Below are 18,656 nucleotides of genomic sequence, written 5' to 3'. Positions count from 1 at the left end.
TCAGCTTATGTTCATCTTCAGCTCGCTATGATGAGCTTAACAGTCATCAATGACACTGGAGTTAACATGAAAAAAGCCATTCAAACACCCGTTAAAGCACTATTCGCTTTAGCCTTGGTTTGTATGCCATTTGCAAGTGTACAAGCCGCACAAACAACTGAATCGAATACCTACAGCGTAGCCGATGATGCGGTAAGTGATGCTGAGTTGGCACAAATGCTGGCCCCCATTGCGCTCTATCCAGACAGTTTGCTAACCCACATCCTGATTGCGTCAACATACCCGCTTGAAATCGTACAAGCTCAGCGTTGGTTAGTTAATCAAGGCAATCGCGATACCAAGCAAATTATGGCTGAAGTTGAATCACAAGACTGGGATCCAAGCGTAAAAGCATTGGTGGCTTTTCCTAATGTGCTGGAGCGTTTAAACACCGATTTAGTCTGGACCCAAAACCTAGGTGATGCGTTTTTACAAGACGAAGGGCGCATGCTTGATACAATTCAAGCATTAAGACAACAAGCAGATGAAGCCAATAACCTAGCCGATCTTGAACAGGTAAAAGTTTCACGGGTTGAGCGACGCATTATTATTGAGTCTGTAAGACCTGAGATTGTGTACGTGCCTTACTATGACAGCCGCATAGTGTATGGTCACTGGCGCTGGAACCGTTACCCACCGGTTTATTGGCATGCGCCAAACTATGTTCATTACCGCCCAAATCACAGTGCAATAATTTGGGATAGCGGTGTACGCATTAGTTTTAACTTCTTCTTTAGCGGGTTTCATTGGCATGACCGCAGGGTAATTGCAGTACCGGTGCACAAAAACTACCGTTACTACACACCACGTAGAATCAGTTACAGCCATGGTGCACAGCACTGGCAGCACAAACCTAAACACCGTAAAGGTGTGGCTTATCGCAGCCAGGTGATCAGTAAACGTTACAATGGCCATTATGAAAAACGCAATAAGCCTGTGAGCTATTCACATGAGCCTAAACGTCAACAAAATCATGAGCCACGCCATGTGTCTTCTAAACATGCTGTAATTAACAATAATGAGCCACGTAAGCACATTACCCACAGCACCAAACAAGACAATCGCAACGAACGAGTCGTTGTTAAAAATGTGAGTCGTAACGAACCCGTTGAGCACAAAAGCGCCCAGCTAAAACGTGAGTTGAGCCAACAGCGTCAACCGGTATCGCAAGCAAAGTCGTTTGAACGCAAAAGTGAGCCAACAAGATCTACTTATAGCCGTAACAATGAGCCGGTGAGTCGCCAGCAAGAGGTTAATAAGACAACAGCAAAGTACGAACACAAACCGGCAAGCCAAGCGGTAAACAAGCCACGCAATCAAGAAATTCAACAAGTACAGCGCAGTACACAAGTTGAAAAGATGCGTGAGTCACAAGCTAAGCCAGTACGTATACAACAGGACGTTAAACAACAGCGCAGAAACGAGCCGCAACAGGCGTCACGCTCTATGAGTCAACAACGGGATAATTCTGCCCGCCAAAACAACCATTCTCGCGAAATCAAGCCATCACGAGAAAGGCAATAACTAGAAAGGCAATAACGATAAACCCAACCAAGAATGAGCAACTTTTGTTGCTCATTTTTATACCCAAATATAACGCCATGGCTACAACTGTAAAGTAACCTTAAGCCCATGGGGATCAACGCGCTCAAAACACAACTCACCTTGATGTAAACTCATAATATGCTGACAAATAGACAAACCAAGCCCCGCACCTTGAGCTGTGGTTTCATCGGCACGATAAAAACGATTTTTGGCTAATGCGATTTCTTCTGTCGTCATACCACAACCTTGATCAATCACTTCTATATAAGAGTGCGATCCATTGTTAAAAGCGTTAATGGTAATTAACGACTCTACAGGGCTGTATTTACAAGCATTTTCGATAATGTTTTTTAACACTAACTCAAGATAAAACGGATCAGCATTGATGGTCATGTCAGCAGGAATATCAATGCTCCATTCATAATCAGCAATAATATGTAATAACTGATTAATGACATTGTCGACCAAACTTTGCAGCTTACAGTCTGAACGATTTAACACCTCTAATGCATCAACACGCGACAATAAAAGTAGCTGCTCTACGGTGTGATTTATTCTGTTTACCCCCTCACCGATGGCATCAATATATGGCAAAGAGATTTGTTGTACATCCTTGTTTTGTGCCGATAACACATCAACTAAACCATCACTGTGTAATTTAATAATGGCTAATGGCGTTTTAAGCTCGTGAGCCGCATCTGCACTAAATCGACGCTCGCGCATCATGGTGTCTGCGATCCGTAATAAATAGCTGTTGAGCGCTTTTTGCACTGCGGCTAACTCACTGGGCAATTTAAAGTTTATTGGAGTAAGATCTTGAGCGGGTCGCTTATCTAAATGACGCTCGAGTAATTTGAGTGGTTTGAATAAAAAATAGGTTAGCAGCAACATAACAAACATCATGATTGGCGTAATAATTAATGGAGAATGCCATGTGTTACGAACAATAAGAGAGACCAGTTCCTGCCTTACATCATCGCGTTGAGCGGTCACAATCCAAACTTGATGTGGTTGTGAAAAAAAGCTGTAAACATGCCACAAATCACTACCTATGTATCGCGTATCATAACCTTGAGTAAAGTGGGTTAATGTTTGCTCGCCTGAGCTGTCTGAATAAGCAAGTATTTGCCCTGTAGTCGATAACAGCTGGAAAGAGAGCTTATGCTCATAAGATAGGGTTATCGGGTTGGCTTGTTCAGCAAATGTTTCAATATTGGAATCAGCAACATGAAACAAAATAGGTCGTTTAACTAACTGTTCAAGTTCCTCTTCGGTTAACTGATTAACATAAAACTGCTCAAGCACTTTTGCCGTTTGAACCATTTGCGCATCAAACAGTTCTTCGACTTCGTGCATTGCATCTCGAGAGCTTAATATGCTCGAAAAAGTCACAGTGAGCACAATACCCAACAACATTAGCAAACTAAACAACAAACGAAGAGAGAACATATTTTCCTGTTAAACTGACAATTAATGCCTACTACCAAGCCCGGTTAAAAATAGTAGCGTGGCGGTCATATCGTTAAATACCATCATTCTAATAAAGAATTAGATAGTCTCCGTTAAAATATAGCCAATTCCCCTTACCGTTTTAATTAATTCTGTGGCCATTTTTTTACGCAAATGATGAATATGTACCTCAATTGAGTTACTGCCAACCTCATCCCAACCATAAGTTAACTGTTCAAGCTGATTACGAGTCAACACACGCCCTGCAGATTGAGCAAACTCTAAAAGCAATTGATATTCACGTCGTGACAATGTCACTAACTCGCCACGAAAATGCACTTCACAGCGAGTAAAATCTATCTCTAAAGCGCCATAACGAAATTGATTATTGTCTAAACCATGTTGACGCCTAATGATCGCCCTAAGCCTGGCAACTAATTCCCTTACATCAAAAGGTTTGCTCAGATAATCGTCAGCGCCTATATCTAAACAGGCAAGCTTGGTATCAAAATCAGTATTGGCAGTTAACACAATAATAGGTAACGATACGCCGCTGCGACGCCATTGTTTTAACAAATCTGCACCATTACCATCGGGCAAACCCAAATCAAGAATAATAGCGCTAAAGTCTTCGTTACTGAGCGCAGCCTGAGCTTGTTTATAAGAAGGTAAATGATCGACCTGAATCCCCTCTTTTGCCAAACTCATTACCACACCTTGAGCTAATAATTTATTATCTTCAACCAGCAATACACGCATATGTTGTTACCCTCGAAACACCTTAAAATCGACACCTTGCTGCTGTAAAAAATCTTCAGCTTGCGCGCCTTTGAGCATCGACATAGTCGCTAACATCCCCGCCATAACGCAATTGGGCGCCAGCACTGTCACCGATAATGGCGCCTGCTCTACTGGGTAACCATTTTTAGGATTAATAATGTGTCCATAACGTTTACCTGCCACTTCAATATAGCGACGAGTGTTGCCACTGGTCGCTAAAGCACCTTGTCTAATAGTCAAAAGCGCAGCGGCGTTATCAAGTTTATGAGGGTTTTCAATACCCACTTGCCAACCATCTTTGTTTATAACAGGGCATGCTATGTCACCGCCAAAGTTAACCAAAACCGCATGAGGCCAGCGCTGAGCCAATAACTGTGCAGTGCGATCAACAGCATATTCTTTCGCGATACCACCAAAGTCGACACTCATGCCTGCTGGCATGGTTAAAGTATTATTGGTGAATGTGATGCGGTTGAAACCGACATGGCTTAAGGCATCATCTATTTCAGCCTGTTCGGGAATTCGATGCTGCCCTTCAAAGCGCCATAAAGCCATTAATGGACAGGCACTGATATCAAATGCCGTATCACTTAACACATAACACTTTTCGGCAAATTGAAGTAAATGCAGGGTTTCAAGGTCAATTAATCGGCTTTCTCCTTGTGCATGGTTTAAATGCCAAACAGCATTGCCTTGAATAAATCGACTGAATTTTTGCTCTATCCGCCTGGCTTCATCATAAGCCAGGGTTAACATTTGCTTTGCTACATACTCATCACTGACCTGCATTAATATTTCACAGGGGCTGGCCATGGCAGTAAATGAGCCCAAAAAGCCCCAAGGACGAGGCTGTAAACTCATCGCTGTTGGGGCTGTTAATTTGCGACTTATCGGTTTAGTCAAATTAACTTACTCGTATTTGCTAAGTCATTCATCTTAGAACGAATAACTCACTTGAGCCACAATTGCCTTTACAGAAGGAAACAAATCATATTGTTGTAACTGCCCAGGCAATACCGTGCCATTATTGTCAGGATTTTGCTGGTAATACTCTAAACGATAACTCATCTCATGGCCGTTAGATAATCGTTGACCAAATTTAACCCCTACAGTGTATGCGGTCATGTCACCAATACGATAATCGGCACTGGCATATTCAGGTAAATCTTCACCACTGAGCAAGAAAGGTTGATAGAACTCAGCCGCTTGTTGTTGGTAATACCGTAAATGCAATTGTGCATACATGGTCGGACTTAGATTATAGCGATAATGTGTTTCTAGAGTATGTGACTGAATATCCCAGTCGTCAGTACTGTATCGATATGAAAAATCAACCACACCTGAATCAAGAGCCCCTTTAGTCATCACAAATACACTGTGTTTCAACCTAGAGTCTGGGCGATTTTCATATCGATATGCCTGAGTTTGACCGTTGAGATCGACTTCACTGAGTATTTTATACGGGTCTGTCATGTAACCAGACACGCTTGATAAACCATAATTGGCTTGCATTAACCAATTGCGATTCAAAATTTGAGTGACCCCAAACATAATATCGCTTGTTTGCTTTGTATCATCACCGCTTAAACGGGTTTGATCAAATGCCGCCTGATAGTCTGCATCACTTTCATAATTGTCTCTAAATACCATTTGCGACATTGCCATAGGGCGGCCACCAACTGGATCAACGATATCGTTGGTAAACGCAGCCGATAATGACAAAGTGGTATTATTTTTATTCAAACTACGTTCAAGACCCGCGTTAACACCCATTGACAGGTAATCAAACTCTTTCGAAGCATAAACGCCAACATTGGTAGTCCAATCTTGATTTAGCACTTCTTGCCAATTAGCACTTAACTGAACCCGTGTGTCATGGAAAGTATCATCTAACGGTGTATCACCTGCATTAATGGTGTACTCACCTTTGCCTGATGGGCGAGTGAACGTTTGACTTTCTGCTTGCGCCACAGCACCAGATGCAGACGCTCCGGTTAAGCTGTCGACAACAATTTTCATGTCGAGCAACGATGTATCGCCAAATGCTTTTTGCACATTGCCAATAGCTTCTGCGGCTTGTACACGGTCTTGCTCACCGTAATACATTATCGCGGCATCCACCTTCCAATCATCTTGGGTTAATTGAGGATCAGCGGCATACGCCTGCTGACCAATCAAACTGCAACTCGCAATGGCTAACGCACTGGCGATATGTTGTTTTGATGTTAGTTGCATCCACAACCTCCACCCGCTAGCGAACGTCCACCACTGGTACCCTCTTTGCTAAAGTAAATATGATCATCTAAAGCTAAATCGAGTTTCTCACTGTTTAAGGCCATGTCTGCTCGGGCAAATTGATCTTTCTCCCATGGTTGAACACCAAGGCTTGAACAGCCTAGCAAACCACTTGCGATCGCAAATGTCACTGCGATCTTAACTAACGGACGATAACACACAGTTGTCATATGTTTACTCCTGTAACAACACTTGAATTTCTTGCTCGTAGGCTGGAATGTTTTCTTCAAAAAATCCGACATGGGTTTGCACTAATTCACCTTGGCGATTAAACAAAAAACTGCTTGGCATTCCTTGTAAATCATAGGCTTTCGCTACATCGCCCTCTGGGTTAAACCGTAAATTAAATTGTGCTGGTAACTTACTAAGAAACTCACGAGCAAGCGCAGTATCAACATCAAGATTGATGGCTACCACTTCTAAGCCTTGTTGTTGATATTTGGCTTGCATGGCATTCATCCAAGGAAATGATTTACGACATGGGCCACACCATGAGGCCCAAAAGTCAACATACACAACCTTGCCAGCAAATTGCTGTAAGCTGACCGATTGCCCTTTACCATCTAACACAACGTGGTCCAACGAAGGTGCGCTATAAACCGCAGAACTCATTGCTATCGTTAAAGTAACAAAGGCATTTTTTAGGTTAACTACGTTTGAAAAAAATTGCTTTGACATCATATTTACACCCAATGACTAGATGTGAGACACACTAGGCCACCAATCTTAAGGTTTACTTAAGCAACAAAAGCAATTGCTCAAAATAACCAAGCATTAGCCACCAATCATTTTCGACACTAGGCCTTTATTTTGGCCGTTCTCGGCCAGTAAAATGCCCGCCAAATGCAAACTAATAAATGGAATGAAGTACCACAATGCCAGCTTATGAATTGTTTCTGCTTGATGTTCTATGGCCTCAGGCCCAAATTTAACTGCCAACCCAGTAATCACCGATAAGGCAACACCGGCATAAAATAGCCAATACACCCAGGCTTGAAATTTTTGTTTAATTGTCGCCTGAGCTGAAAACGCAGACTGGTAATGCAGGCCAAATTTACTCATGTACGCAAAACGAGCAACAACTAAAACGCTTACTGCATAGCCAAAATAAATATGCCAATTAAACATTACCCCACGGATCCCTTTTGCAATACTTACAGCTTGTTTATCGGTGATCATGATATCCATATTGGCTAAGCCTTGAGTGATCACGGCTGCCATATGATTTTTTTCCATCCACCCGAGGCGTAACAGCACTGTGAGTAACATCACCATCATGGTTAGGGCTAATCCCCAATGCAGCAGACGATGGAGTAACGGAAAATGAACTTGAGTACGCATATAAACCTCGATAGATTAAGATAACCACAGCATTATTGCCCCGTAACCTTAACAATCACTTACGGTTTATGGTTTTATGCTCAATATGGCTGAGCGACAAGATGAACTTAAAAGGGATGTATGAATAGGACGTTATCATGACAGAGTTTTTCAAACGAACTCAAAGGCTTGCATTATTTACTGCTGGCTTTGGTACATCGCTAGGTGGACTTTACACTGTTGCGCCTCAATGGGCTTTGGCGCAGTTAAACCAATTACCCTATATTGCTAGCGACACGATATTTATCCAGCATTGGGGCTTCTTGGTGTTGATGATGGGATGCAGCTTTTTTATTGCGATATTTCGTAATGACTGGATTATCCCAGTGTTTTGGGTGGCATTAATTGAAAAATTATTTTTTGTCAGTTTAGTTATTGGTTATTCAAGCCAACCTTTTACTAATGGCTTTTGGTTATCCATGGCAATGGACAGTGTTATTTGTCTGTATATTGCGGCTTATCTATTAAGCTTTAGGCAGGCGAAAACGAATACGCTCATATAGTATCTACAGGTTCTTTACGATCACATTTTTTGCAGTTAAGTTGCATGCCTAAATGTTGCTCACGACCCCGCTCTGTTGTGATCCATTCACGGACAGTCCAGGGTGGATCATGACGTACATGTTGAAAATGCCCACATACAAGCTCGGCAACCCAAAGCTGTTCTTCATCTAGGTGGTAACCAACTATTGGCTGATGCATGCATTTCTCTGTGTATAAAAAAGCCTGAACGAGTCAGGCTTTTTTATTAATTATCGCTATTTTTTACGGTCACGAATATGGGTCATTGCACGCTTACGACGGCGCTCTTGCCCTAAGGTTAACTTTTCTGTTTTACCTTCAAACGGGTTAGCGCCTTCATGGAATCGTAATTGAATTGGCGTACCAACCACTTTTAACGAACGACGGAAATAATTCATCATATAGCGCTTATAAGAATCTGGTAGCTTACTCACCTGATTACCATGCACAACAACGATCGGTGGGTTGTAACCACCAGCATGAGCATATTTGAGTTTCACGCGGCGACCATTAACTAAAGGCGGCTGATGATCGTCTTGTGACATCTGCATAATACGGGTCAGCATTGACGTACTAACACGGCGTGTAGCACTGTCGTACGCTTCTTCAATTGACTCATATAAATGGCCTACGCCAGTGCCATGCAGTGCAGAAATAAAGTGAATACGCGCAAAGTCGATAAAACCTAGACGGCGATCTAACTCACTTTTTACGCGATCTTTTACAGCTTGATCAATACCGTCCCACTTATTAACAGCTATCACCAATGCCCGGCCAGCGTTTAAGGCAAAGCCAAGTAGGCCTAAATCTTGTTCTGCAATACCTTCTCGAGCATCAATCACTAATAATACAACGTTTGCATCTTCAACTGCTTTTAAGGTTTTAATTACCGAGAACTTTTCGATAACCTCATGCACTTTACTGCGACGACGTACACCGGCTGTGTCAATTAAGACATACTCACGGCCTTCACGAGACATAGGAATATAAATACTGTCGCGAGTAGTGCCAGGCTCGTCATAAACCACAACACGCTCTTCACCTAAAATACGATTAATCAGTGTCGACTTACCCACGTTAGGCTTACCAATAATGGCCAGCTTAATGGGTAAATTTTGCAAACGTGTTTGTTCAGCTTCTGCTTCTTCTTCGGTATATTCGCGCTCTACTTGCTCACCTTCTTCGTCAAGCTCACGCTCAATGCCCATGGCTTCTGCATAAGGTGTGAGTGCATAATCAATCATGTTGGTCACACCACGGCCTTGAGCCGCAGCCATTTGGTAAACTTCACCTAGGCCTAGAGACCAAAACTCACCACAGGCTGAGTCTGCGTCGATACCATCTACTTTGTTAGCCACCACAAAAGTCACTTTGTCACGGCTGCGTAAGTGTTGCGCGATAGCTAAATCTGCGGCAGTTAAGCCCGCGCGAGCATCGGTCATAAATAACACGACATCCGCTTCTTCGATCGCGGCTAATGACTGTTCAGCCATTTTAGTTTCGATCCCTTCTTCGGTGCCATCAATACCGCCGGTATCAACAACGATAAACTCGTAACCCGCCAAAAAGGCACGGCCGTATTTACGGTCACGTGTTAAGCCAGGAAAGTCAGCGACTAACGCATCACGAGTACGTGTAAGACGATTGAATAATGTCGATTTACCGACGTTTGGTCGCCCCACAAGGGCCACTACAGGGATCATGATTTTGCCTCTAAAAAACTTTTCAATAAAAAGCCCCCGGAACGCTTCCAGGGGCTCTAGTGAAGATATTATACCTTAATTAATGCAGAAATGATCCTAAGACTTATTCCGCACTGGCGTCAGTATCTTCCTCAACATTCGCTTGCTCACTGCTTAAGGTGACTGAAGCCAGTTTACCGCTTCGACCCTGAACATAGATTTTATCATCAACCACTAATGGCTGAGCAAATAAGCCGTCACTGTCGACTTGAATTCGGCCAACTACATCACCGTTATTACGGTCAATAAAATGTAAATAGCCTTCTAAGTCACCAACCACTAAATAATTGTCAATCACTGCTGCCGCTGTCAATTGACGATTTTTAAGGGTTGAGTTACTCCATAGTTCTAAACCATTACGACGGTCTACAGAATAGATGCGACTACGGTCATCCACTAGGTATAAGCTTAAACCCGCTTCGGCAAGATCGTTAAAACTTGAGTATTTACGCGACCAAATTATCCGACCACTACGAAGCTCCATCGACACTAGATTACCGTTGTAACTTGCCACATAGAGATTGTCACCCAAAATTAATGGCGTCATGTCAACGTCGGCCATACGGGTAAACTCATTACCGCCACTTGGAGTGAAAACAGGTTGTTCCCACGCAGCTTGGCCATTGTTTTTAACCACAACAGCAACTTTACCGTCAGCGGTACCCACAAAAAAACCACCCGCTTCATAAGCGGCTGACGAGGTTCCGCGCAATGTTAAGTTAGGCAGTTGGCTTTCATATGTCCATAGCTTTTCACCGCTATCAATATTAAAGCCTTCAAAAGCACCTTTAGCGGTATTCACAGCAACAACATCTTCGGCAACAGTAGGAGTAGACAGTAATTCACCATTGGCTTGAGATGACCACAGTACTTCACCCGTTGCTTCATCTAAAGCAACCAATAATCCAGTTTCGCCACCTACAAAAACTTTGTTACGAGCGGCAGTCACTCCAGCAGCTAAACGCATGCCTTTGGTTTTTGTTTTAAGCTTTTGCTCAAATACATCGTTAAAGTTTTGCGACCATAACTCTTCACCTGTTGCTTCATCAAACGCAACAACCACACCACTGCGATCTGCAACAAATAACTTGCCATAACGCACGGTTGGACGAAGTTGCGAGTAATAATCACCTACGCCTTCGCCTACATTAGTGTCCCAGCTGATCTCTGGAAACACGGTTGCTTTAATTTCAACTAATTCACTCACAGGCTCTTCTTCAACATCACTTGAAGAGCAAGCAGATAAAAAAGCAACACTCAGCCCAACGGCAAGCAGATTTTTACACCACGACTTCATTGGCTAATTCCTTATGCCTTGTTTAGGTTGTCTAGTTTCATTGTTAGCGCAGGACTGGTTAACGCACCGCCATTATCTACTGCTGCTTGATAAGCTAACTTGGCTTTATCCAAATCACCTTGACGCACTAATAAGTCGCCTTTTAATTCTTCACGTTGCGAAGCAAACGCTGTGTCTGTCACCTGCTCAAGTGTTGCAAGTGCTACACCTAGATTGTTTTGCTCAGCTTGGATGCGTGCTAAACGAATGGTTGCAATCGTCTCTATACCTGAACCAGGCTTAGCTGCAATCACTTTGGTTAACGCAGTTTCGGCTTTGGTTAGATCACCGGCATCAACCGCAGCTTTAGCCACCAATAACTCAAGCAAAGCTTGATATCCAGCTTGGTCGTGCTCAGAGGTAAAGGTTTCTGCTTGCGTTAAAAACGCCGCTGGGTTGCTCGATTGCTCTGCAATTGATTGAAAAGTCTGAGAAGCTTGTTCAGCTGACTCCACTTTCATGGCTGAATATTCATTCCAACCATATAAACCACCTAGGCCAACCACTGCACCTACGATAATAGAAACACCATAATCTTTTCCGAACTGCTTGATAGCATCTACTTGTTGTTCTTCTGTGCTATAAATTTCCACTTGCACTTCCCCTTTTAAATCAGTTCTGCAATTTTAGCGACCAGTTCAGTACGGCTCACTAATTGTTGTTCGTTGTTGTTGCGTAAAGGCTTAATAGCAACTTGTTTGTTAGTCACTTCGTTTTCGCCAATAATCAACGCATATTGAGCACCGCTTTTATCTGCGCGCTTCATTTGTTTTTTAAAGTTACCACCACCACAATGACTCATGACTTTAAGCGTTGGTAACTGTTGACGCAACTCTGCCGCCACTTTAATGGCTTCAACGACGCAATTATCACCCATTGCGGTCACGTATACGTCGACTTCAGCAGCTATATCACTGGTTAGCCCTAAGGTTTCAAGCAGTAATACAATGCGCTCTAAGCCCATTGCAAATCCAACCGCGGGTGTATCTTTGCCACCAAGTTGGCCAACAAGACCATCATAACGACCACCGGCAAGCACAGTGCCTTGAGACCCTAAGCTTGTGGTTACCCACTCAAAAACTGTGCGGTTATAATAATCTAATCCACGCACCAAGCGCGGGTTGATTGTGTATTGGATACCAACCGCGTCTAAGAGTTCACATAAAGTTGAAAAATGTGTTTTCGACTCTTCACCCAAGTAATCCATTAAGTTTGGCGCATCGGATAAAACCGCCTGTACTTGTGGGTCCTTGGTATCCAATACCCTTAACGGGTTTGAATACATACGGCGTTGGCTGTCTTCATCTAAGATGTCTTTGTGCTGTTCTAAAAAGGCAATTAATGCATCGCGATACGCAGCACGCTCAGCGGGATCGCCTAAGGTATTTAGCTCTAGTGCTACATGCTCTTTAATGCCAAGCTCATCCCATAAACGAGCTGACAACATTAACACTTCAGCATCAATATCAGCGCTGCCAATCCCGTAGGTTTCAACACCAAATTGATGAAATTGACGATAACGACCTTTTTGAGGACGTTCGTGACGGAACATAGGACCCATATACCACAAACGTTGCTCTTGGTTATAAAGCAAGCCATGTTCATTGCCTGCACGTACAGTTGAGGCGGTTCCTTCTGGGCGCAATGTTAAGCTGTCGCCATTACGGTCTTCAAAGGTGTACATCTCTTTTTCGACGATATCGGTTACTTCGCCAATTGAACGTTTAAAGAGATCGGTGCTTTCAACGATTGGAGTACGAATTTCACTGTAACCAAATGCGCTCACAGATGAACGCAATACTGCTTCGACTTTTTGCCAAATGGGGCTTTGAGTTGGCAGAATATCGTTCATTCCGCGAATTGCTTGGATTTGCTTTGCCACTGTTACTTGTCCAATTTCAAATTAGCTTGCACTAATAAATGTAAATTTACCCGCTCAAACTATGCGTAAGCATAACGAGCAAGTTAGAGAATTATTCTGTTTTGTCGGCTATTTCAATACGGTTAGCTATCATAGCGGCTTTAGCACGAATTTTGGCTTCAAGGCCATCAACAATATTGTTGTTGTCAAAACGCTCTTTTTGGCGCACACCATCGTCGTAATAACCGCTCTTTGCATGACCGCCCGTTAAACCAATATGAGACACTAACGCCTCACCAGGGCCATTAACCACACAACCTATGATTGACACATCCATCGCGGTTGTTACATCTTCTAAACGACGCTCAAGTTCATTAACGGTTTGAATAACATCAAACTCTTGACGTGAGCAAGATGGACACGCAATAAAGTTGATCCCGCGGCTTCGAATGCGCAGCGATTTTAAAATATCAAATCCCACTTTAATTTCTTCAACCGGATCGGCCGCCAACGAGATACGAATCGTATCACCAATGCCCTCGGCTAACAGCATGCCTAACCCGACAGCAGATTTAACCGAACCAGAGCGCATTCCACCTGCTTCAGTAATGCCCAAATGCAGAGGTTGACGGATTTGCTTGGCCAGTAAACGGTATGACTCAACCGCTAAAAATACATCAGAGGCTTTAACGCTGACTTTAAATTGGTCAAAGTTCAACCTATCTAAAATATCCACGTGTCGCATTGCAGACTCAAGCAAAGCTTCTGGCGTTGGCTCACGGTATTTATCCATTAAGTCTTTTTCTAGCGACCCACCATTAACACCAATGCGAATAGGGATATTTTTATCACGAGCACACTCAACTACACTGCGAATGCGTTCTTCATTACCTATATTACCCGGGTTAATGCGTAGGCAATCTACGCCATATTCAGCCACTTTTAAGGCGATACGGTAATCAAAATGAATGTCGGCAACTAATGGGACTGTCACCGATTGTTTAATGATTTTAAATGCTTCAGCAGCTTCCATTGTTGGCACAGAAACACGAACAATATCTGCACCGACTTTTTCTAGCGCTTTAATCTGAGCAACAGTGGCAGCAACATCAGTGGTTCGAGTATTGGTCATCGACTGCACAGCAATCGGTGCACCATCACCAATAGGCACATTGCCCACATAAATACGAGTGGAAGGTCGGCGAATAATTGGGGATTCGTTATACATGCAATTACACTCTACTGCTAGTTGCTAAAGCCTATTCAGCTTCAGGCAGGGTTAATCTGGCGACTCTACCGTTGGCAAACTCAGCCAGGCTGATTTTGCTTCCGTCAAGGCTAACATTGGCTACTTGTGGTGCGCCTAAAATCACTTTAAAAGGTTTTACACCACGCACTTCAACCGTATTGGCAGCAGTTTTTACACCATCAACTAGTACTTTACCATTAGCATCAATGACGTTTATCCAGCAATCGCCTGTTAATTCAATGGTCAATGTACCTTCTGAGCTTGTATTAGCAGAGGCACTATTTGTGCTAACAGGTTTATTGTTACTCGCTGAATTAGCCGCCGATGATACCGACTCAACACTTGGTTGATTGAGGGTACTGGTTGGCGCAGGGTCTAGCGTGCTTGTAGTTAATTGATTCGTTACCGTTGAAGCGCTATTAGGCACATCAAGACTTGTTGCTGTAGGCGTATCACCCGTAACTAGGGCACCGGTTGCTGGAGCGGCTACTTCTGTAGAGGCACCATTGTTAGTTGACGTTATCGCTGAAGCCGCGTTATTGTCCTGGGTAACTTGGGTGTCAGGTTCTGCTTGTTCATCCGCAGGTCGAATAATTTGTTGTGGCTCTGCCATGTTAGTGTCTGCAGCAATTTCTTCTGCCGTTGGTAGCGAAACGTCAACATCAGTTAATAATGACGACTTTTGTACCCACCAAAGCACCAACATCGCAATCAATATGGTCACAATTAAGTAAGTCACTAAATTAAGACGGCTATTACGAGCCTGATGGGTGGTTTTGCGCGAAAAGCTTTGCATTGCCGGAGGGACAATTTCGGGCAATTGATGATTTAAACATTGCTGTATTTCACTGTTGTCAGCATTGACAAAACGTGCATAGTTTTTAACATAACCTCGAACATAAGTTGTCGAGGCTATATTGTCAAAAATGTCTTTTTCAATATCACTGATAATGCCTGGTCGCAAATGCAGCTGTGCTGCAACCGCTTCAATTGACAGCCCTTTCGCTTCACGAGCCGCCTTTAAAATAGCGCCAGCGGTAACAACATCTTTTAACAATGCCGCTTTTTCAGCGTCTTGTTTTACTTCGAATTCTTTAGTCATTAATTCAAGTTAGCTCTATAATTTTTGGCTTGTGGAGATGCAGGAAACTTCGCAATTAATAAAATGCCAAATCGTTTTACGGCTTCCGGGTTATTTGCCGCCTGCTCAATCTTGATCCCTAAGGCTAAACTTTCTGCTGATTCACTAGCAACTCGATGGTATCTTGCGAGTTGTTCGCGCGCATCGCCGTAGTCAGCCTCTTCCATGGCTAACTCGGTTAATTCTATTAAGGTTACTTTTCTTCTTTGGTCATACTTTAACGCCATATTAAAATACTGTCGCGCTTTTTCTTTATTACCGGCTTTACGGCTACATACACCTAAATTTTCATAACTTGAGGCTGTACGGGTGTATTTAGGCGTATTAATCGCGGCTAAAAACATGGTTTCAGACTCAGAATATTTTTGTTGCTGACACAAAAATACACCAAAATTGTTTCGTGCATCTCCTGTCGCATCACTAAGCCCTATTGCACGTCGGTATGATTCTTCTGTACGCGCTATATCCCCTACAGTTTGGTAATAATAAGCCATAGCCACATGCACTTCGCTCATGTCTGGGGCATATTCTACGGCTTTGTTTAAATTATATTTTGCCTGCTCGCTATTACCGCGATTTAAATACGTTAACCCAAGTTGCATACGCTCACGTGCAGCGCCTACCTTGTCAAACTTACGTTCAGCAACTGGGGTATCGGTTCCACTATAGGTGCGCTCGGTTACACATCCGCTAACCGACAGCGCCACAATAGTAATCGCTAAAACTTTTTGCAATCCGTGCTTCATTTATAAGCCTATTATCTATACAAACAAAGAGTTAATCCATTGTGACTGAAATCTGGTTTTGTTGCATTTGTTTTTTTGCTAAACGCTTTGTTCTATCACGAATATCACCCGCTAATTGACCACAAGCTGCATCAATATCATCGCCACGAGTTTTACGAACAATAACCGTTAAACCGTACTCCATCAATACTTTAGAAAAACGGTCTATGCGAGAATTCGATGATCGGCCATAGGGCGAACCCGGGTATGGATTAAACGGAATTAAATTAATTTTACATGGCGTGTCTTTCATTAGCTTAGCTAACTCATGCGCCTGATCTGTACTGTCGTTGATATGATCGAGCATCACATACTCAACTGTCACTCGGCCACGGTTGGCGTTAGATTTCGCTAAATACCGGCGAATACCCGCTAAAAACTCTTGTAGCGGATACTTTTTGTTTACAGGCACAAGAACGTTACGTAATTCATCATTAGGGGCGTGAATACTCACAGCCAATGCCACATCAATGGCGTCGCCAAGTTTATCTAAGGCAGGTACAACACCAGAGGTTGACAAGGTCACACGACGTTTAGATAAACTAAAGCCAAAGTCATCTAACATAATATCCATTGCAGGGATCACGTTAGCAAGATTGAGTAAGGGCTCGCCCATGCCCATCATTACAACGTTCGAAATTGGGCGGTCGCCTGTGTCTTTGTGAAACCCTAAAAACTGCGACACTCGCCAAACCTGGCCCACAATTTCAGACACGCTTAGGTTACGGTTGAACCCTTGTTGTGCGGTAGAGCAAAAAGTACACTCGAGTGCACAACCCACTTGAGAAGACACACATAATGTCGCGCGGTCTTCTTCAGGTATATACACAGTTTCAACTTCTTGGCCTTGGCCGACATTGATAGCAAATTTAATGGTGCCATCATTGGATTTTTGAAAACTTGAAATTTCTGGTGCAACAATTTCACATTTAGCGGCAAGCTTAGCTCGCAACACTTTGTTAATATTGTTCATTTCTTCAAAGTCACTGACGCCAAAGTGATAAATCCACTTCATTAATTGATCGGCACGAAACGGTTTTTCACCCATTTCGCTGAACAACGCTCGCAGTCCTTTACGATCAAGATCTAATAAATTGATTTTTTTCACACTCATCCGCCTAACCTCAAAAAACACCAAAACCTGCAACAGGGCGGCAAATTATACAGGTAGCATGGTGTTTTAGCCAGTATATCTAAATTAAGCGTCGTAGGTTTTAATACTCATGTTCTTTCGCCATAAAAGTAGTTGGTTTTAAGCGTTTTGATGACCGCAATTTATGCTCACCAGATAGCGGTAAAAAATGATGATAACAACAGCAAATGCCTTAATATAAACAAGTGATTTCACCTAACGATTAACATAAGTTAACTTAATTAAAATACAGAGAAAATTTCAGATTATATTCACAATGCTTGTGATATTCTTGCGCTGGGCCATGTGGCCTGCCATGAGGAAGTATTTACTTTCACTGTATGATAACCCTTTTATTAATTGTATTTTTTGCTATATCCATTTCATTTTTATGCAGTATTTTTGAAGCCGTGCTTCTTTCCGTCACGCCAAGCTATATTGCTAATCTAAAAGAACACTCGCCAAATATTGCTGCTAGATTGCACAAGCAAAAACAAAATATTGACTCACCATTAGTTTCAATTCTCACACTTAACACAATATCCCACACTATGGGTGCATCTGTTGCTGGCGCACAAGCCGCCATCATTTTTGGCAGTGAAATGCTTGGTGTGTTTTCTGCAGTGCTTACTTTTTTGATTTTGTTTTTTTCTGAAATCATCCCCAAAATTATTGGAGCAAATCACTGGCGAAAGTTAGCGCCTACGGTATCGCTATGCTTATATTGGATGGAAAAACTCACGTTGCCATTAATTTGGTTGTCGCAAAAAGTCACAGGGTTATTAGGTAAAGGCGATAAAAATTTATACATGCGCCAAGAATTGAGCGCCATGAACCAAATGGCTAAAGACAGCGGTGAGCTCAGTGAGCACGAATCACAAATACTGACCCAGATGTTGGCAATGAAAGACATGCCTGTAAGCCACATTATGACGCCACGTACAGTGATTTTTAAATTGCCAACCAACATGACAAACCAACAATTTGTTGAACAACATTTGAGCAGCCCGTTTACTCGCGTACCTGTTTACCAAGACGATAGAGACAACGTTATCGGTTATATCAATCGCAATGACATTATTTTACATGCCAGATCGGCCCCGCAAACAGCGATTGGCGATTTTGTCAAAAACCTGCTGGTTGTTCCCTCATCCGTAGACGTGTTGCCTTTGTTCCAAACCATGATTAAACGCAACAGTAAAATAGCTCTCATCGTTGATGAATATGGCTCAAGTGAAGGAATTGTGACCATTGAGGATATTATTGAAACGTTAATTGGCCTAGAAATTGTTGACTCAAAAGACATTGCCCCTGATATGCAAGCCTTTGCCCGTAAACTCTGGCAACGCCGCATTGAAAGCAAGGGGCTGGTCATTTACGCTGACGCCGAAACCAATTAG

19 protein-coding genes are annotated in these 18,656 nt (G+C 42.9%); 3 read left to right on the top strand and 16 right to left on the bottom strand.

Going from position 1 to position 18,656, the window contains the following annotated elements; genetic code table 11:
* Positions 1–66: 66 nt before the first annotated feature.
* Complete coding sequence (locus K8B83_RS08870; protein WP_188737298.1) at positions 67–1,563, top strand: DUF3300 domain-containing protein; 1,497 nt, start codon at positions 67–69, stop codon at positions 1,561–1,563.
* 81 nt (positions 1,564–1,644) lie between these two features.
* Here K8B83_RS08870 and K8B83_RS08865 read toward each other — a convergent pair whose 3' ends face one another.
* The 7 genes from K8B83_RS08865 to K8B83_RS08835 all read right to left on the bottom strand — a co-directional run bounded on the left by K8B83_RS08865 (position 1,645) and on the right by K8B83_RS08835 (position 7,449).
* On the bottom strand, positions 1,645–3,033 hold the full coding sequence (locus tag K8B83_RS08865; RefSeq protein WP_188737300.1) for an ATP-binding protein: 1,389 nt from the start codon (positions 3,031–3,033) through the stop codon (positions 1,645–1,647).
* A 99-nt stretch (positions 3,034–3,132) separates the two neighbouring features.
* Entirely contained in the window at positions 3,133–3,792 is a 660-nt protein-coding gene (locus tag K8B83_RS08860) for a response regulator (RefSeq protein ID WP_188737303.1), read from the bottom strand.
* 6 nt (positions 3,793–3,798) lie between these two features.
* Positions 3,799–4,674 (bottom strand): FAD:protein FMN transferase, encoded by an 876-nt coding sequence (locus K8B83_RS08855; protein WP_223420034.1) that lies wholly within the window; start codon positions 4,672–4,674, stop codon positions 3,799–3,801.
* A 75-nt stretch (positions 4,675–4,749) separates the two neighbouring features.
* Positions 4,750–6,048 (bottom strand): DUF3570 domain-containing protein, encoded by a 1,299-nt coding sequence (locus tag K8B83_RS08850; protein ID WP_188737305.1) that lies wholly within the window; start codon positions 6,046–6,048, stop codon positions 4,750–4,752.
* Entirely contained in the window at positions 6,039–6,278 is a 240-nt protein-coding gene (locus K8B83_RS08845) for a DUF4266 domain-containing protein (protein ID WP_188737307.1), read from the bottom strand. Before K8B83_RS08845 ends, K8B83_RS08850 begins: the two co-directional genes overlap by 10 nt.
* A 4-nt stretch (positions 6,279–6,282) precedes the next feature.
* Positions 6,283–6,720, bottom strand: a complete 438-nt coding sequence (locus K8B83_RS08840; RefSeq protein WP_373284874.1) for a TlpA family protein disulfide reductase — start codon at positions 6,718–6,720, stop codon at positions 6,283–6,285.
* 162 nt (positions 6,721–6,882) lie between these two features.
* Positions 6,883–7,449, bottom strand: a complete 567-nt coding sequence (locus K8B83_RS08835) for a cytochrome b/b6 domain-containing protein (RefSeq protein ID WP_188737309.1) — start codon at positions 7,447–7,449, stop codon at positions 6,883–6,885.
* 137 nt (positions 7,450–7,586) lie between these two features.
* Between K8B83_RS08835 and K8B83_RS08830 the strand changes: the two genes are divergently transcribed.
* A complete protein-coding gene (locus K8B83_RS08830) occupies positions 7,587–7,991 on the top strand; it encodes a hypothetical protein (protein WP_188737311.1) in 405 nt (134 codons plus the stop codon).
* Here the strand turns inward: K8B83_RS08830 and K8B83_RS08825 are convergent.
* From K8B83_RS08825 to K8B83_RS08785, 9 genes are all read right to left on the bottom strand, one after another.
* Positions 7,984–8,190 (bottom strand): DUF3565 domain-containing protein, encoded by a 207-nt coding sequence (locus K8B83_RS08825; protein ID WP_188737314.1) that lies wholly within the window; start codon positions 8,188–8,190, stop codon positions 7,984–7,986. The genes K8B83_RS08830 and K8B83_RS08825 overlap by 8 nt on opposite strands.
* Before the next feature lie 56 nt (positions 8,191–8,246).
* Positions 8,247–9,713, bottom strand: a complete 1,467-nt coding sequence (gene der / locus K8B83_RS08820) for a ribosome biogenesis GTPase Der (protein ID WP_188737316.1) — start codon at positions 9,711–9,713, stop codon at positions 8,247–8,249.
* 103 nt (positions 9,714–9,816) lie between these two features.
* On the bottom strand, positions 9,817–11,049 hold the full coding sequence (bamB, locus tag K8B83_RS08815) for an outer membrane protein assembly factor BamB (RefSeq protein ID WP_188737318.1): 1,233 nt from the start codon (positions 11,047–11,049) through the stop codon (positions 9,817–9,819).
* Between the two features lie 11 nt (positions 11,050–11,060).
* Positions 11,061–11,681 carry a tetratricopeptide repeat protein gene (locus K8B83_RS08810; RefSeq protein WP_188737320.1) on the bottom strand — a complete coding sequence of 207 codons (621 nt, stop codon included), beginning with the start codon at positions 11,679–11,681 and terminating at the stop codon, positions 11,061–11,063.
* Positions 11,682–11,695: 14 nt separating this feature from the next.
* Positions 11,696–12,970, bottom strand: a complete 1,275-nt coding sequence (gene hisS / locus K8B83_RS08805) for a histidine--tRNA ligase (protein WP_188737321.1) — start codon at positions 12,968–12,970, stop codon at positions 11,696–11,698.
* Between the two features lie 91 nt (positions 12,971–13,061).
* Positions 13,062–14,177 (bottom strand): flavodoxin-dependent (E)-4-hydroxy-3-methylbut-2-enyl-diphosphate synthase, encoded by a 1,116-nt coding sequence (ispG, locus tag K8B83_RS08800; RefSeq protein WP_188737324.1) that lies wholly within the window; start codon positions 14,175–14,177, stop codon positions 13,062–13,064.
* A 31-nt stretch (positions 14,178–14,208) separates the two neighbouring features.
* Positions 14,209–15,300, bottom strand: a complete 1,092-nt coding sequence (locus K8B83_RS08795) for a RodZ domain-containing protein (protein WP_188737326.1) — start codon at positions 15,298–15,300, stop codon at positions 14,209–14,211.
* A complete protein-coding gene (pilW, locus tag K8B83_RS08790) occupies positions 15,300–16,085 on the bottom strand; it encodes a type IV pilus biogenesis/stability protein PilW (protein WP_188737328.1) in 786 nt (261 codons plus the stop codon). Before pilW ends, K8B83_RS08795 begins: the two co-directional genes overlap by 1 nt.
* A 31-nt stretch (positions 16,086–16,116) precedes the next feature.
* Entirely contained in the window at positions 16,117–17,238 is a 1,122-nt protein-coding gene (locus tag K8B83_RS08785) for a bifunctional tRNA (adenosine(37)-C2)-methyltransferase TrmG/ribosomal RNA large subunit methyltransferase RlmN (RefSeq protein WP_188737330.1), read from the bottom strand.
* A gap of 359 nt (positions 17,239–17,597) precedes the next feature.
* Between K8B83_RS08785 and K8B83_RS08780 the strand changes: the two genes are divergently transcribed.
* Positions 17,598–18,656 carry a CNNM domain-containing protein gene (locus K8B83_RS08780; RefSeq protein WP_188737332.1) on the top strand — a complete coding sequence of 353 codons (1,059 nt, stop codon included), beginning with the start codon at positions 17,598–17,600 and terminating at the stop codon, positions 18,654–18,656.

Source organism: Shewanella inventionis (genome assembly GCF_019931735.1).
Lineage (GTDB): Bacteria > Pseudomonadota > Gammaproteobacteria > Enterobacterales > Shewanellaceae > Shewanella > Shewanella inventionis.
The sequence above is the reverse complement of the archived record's forward strand: the minus strand, read 5'-3'. Positions and strand labels throughout refer to the sequence as shown.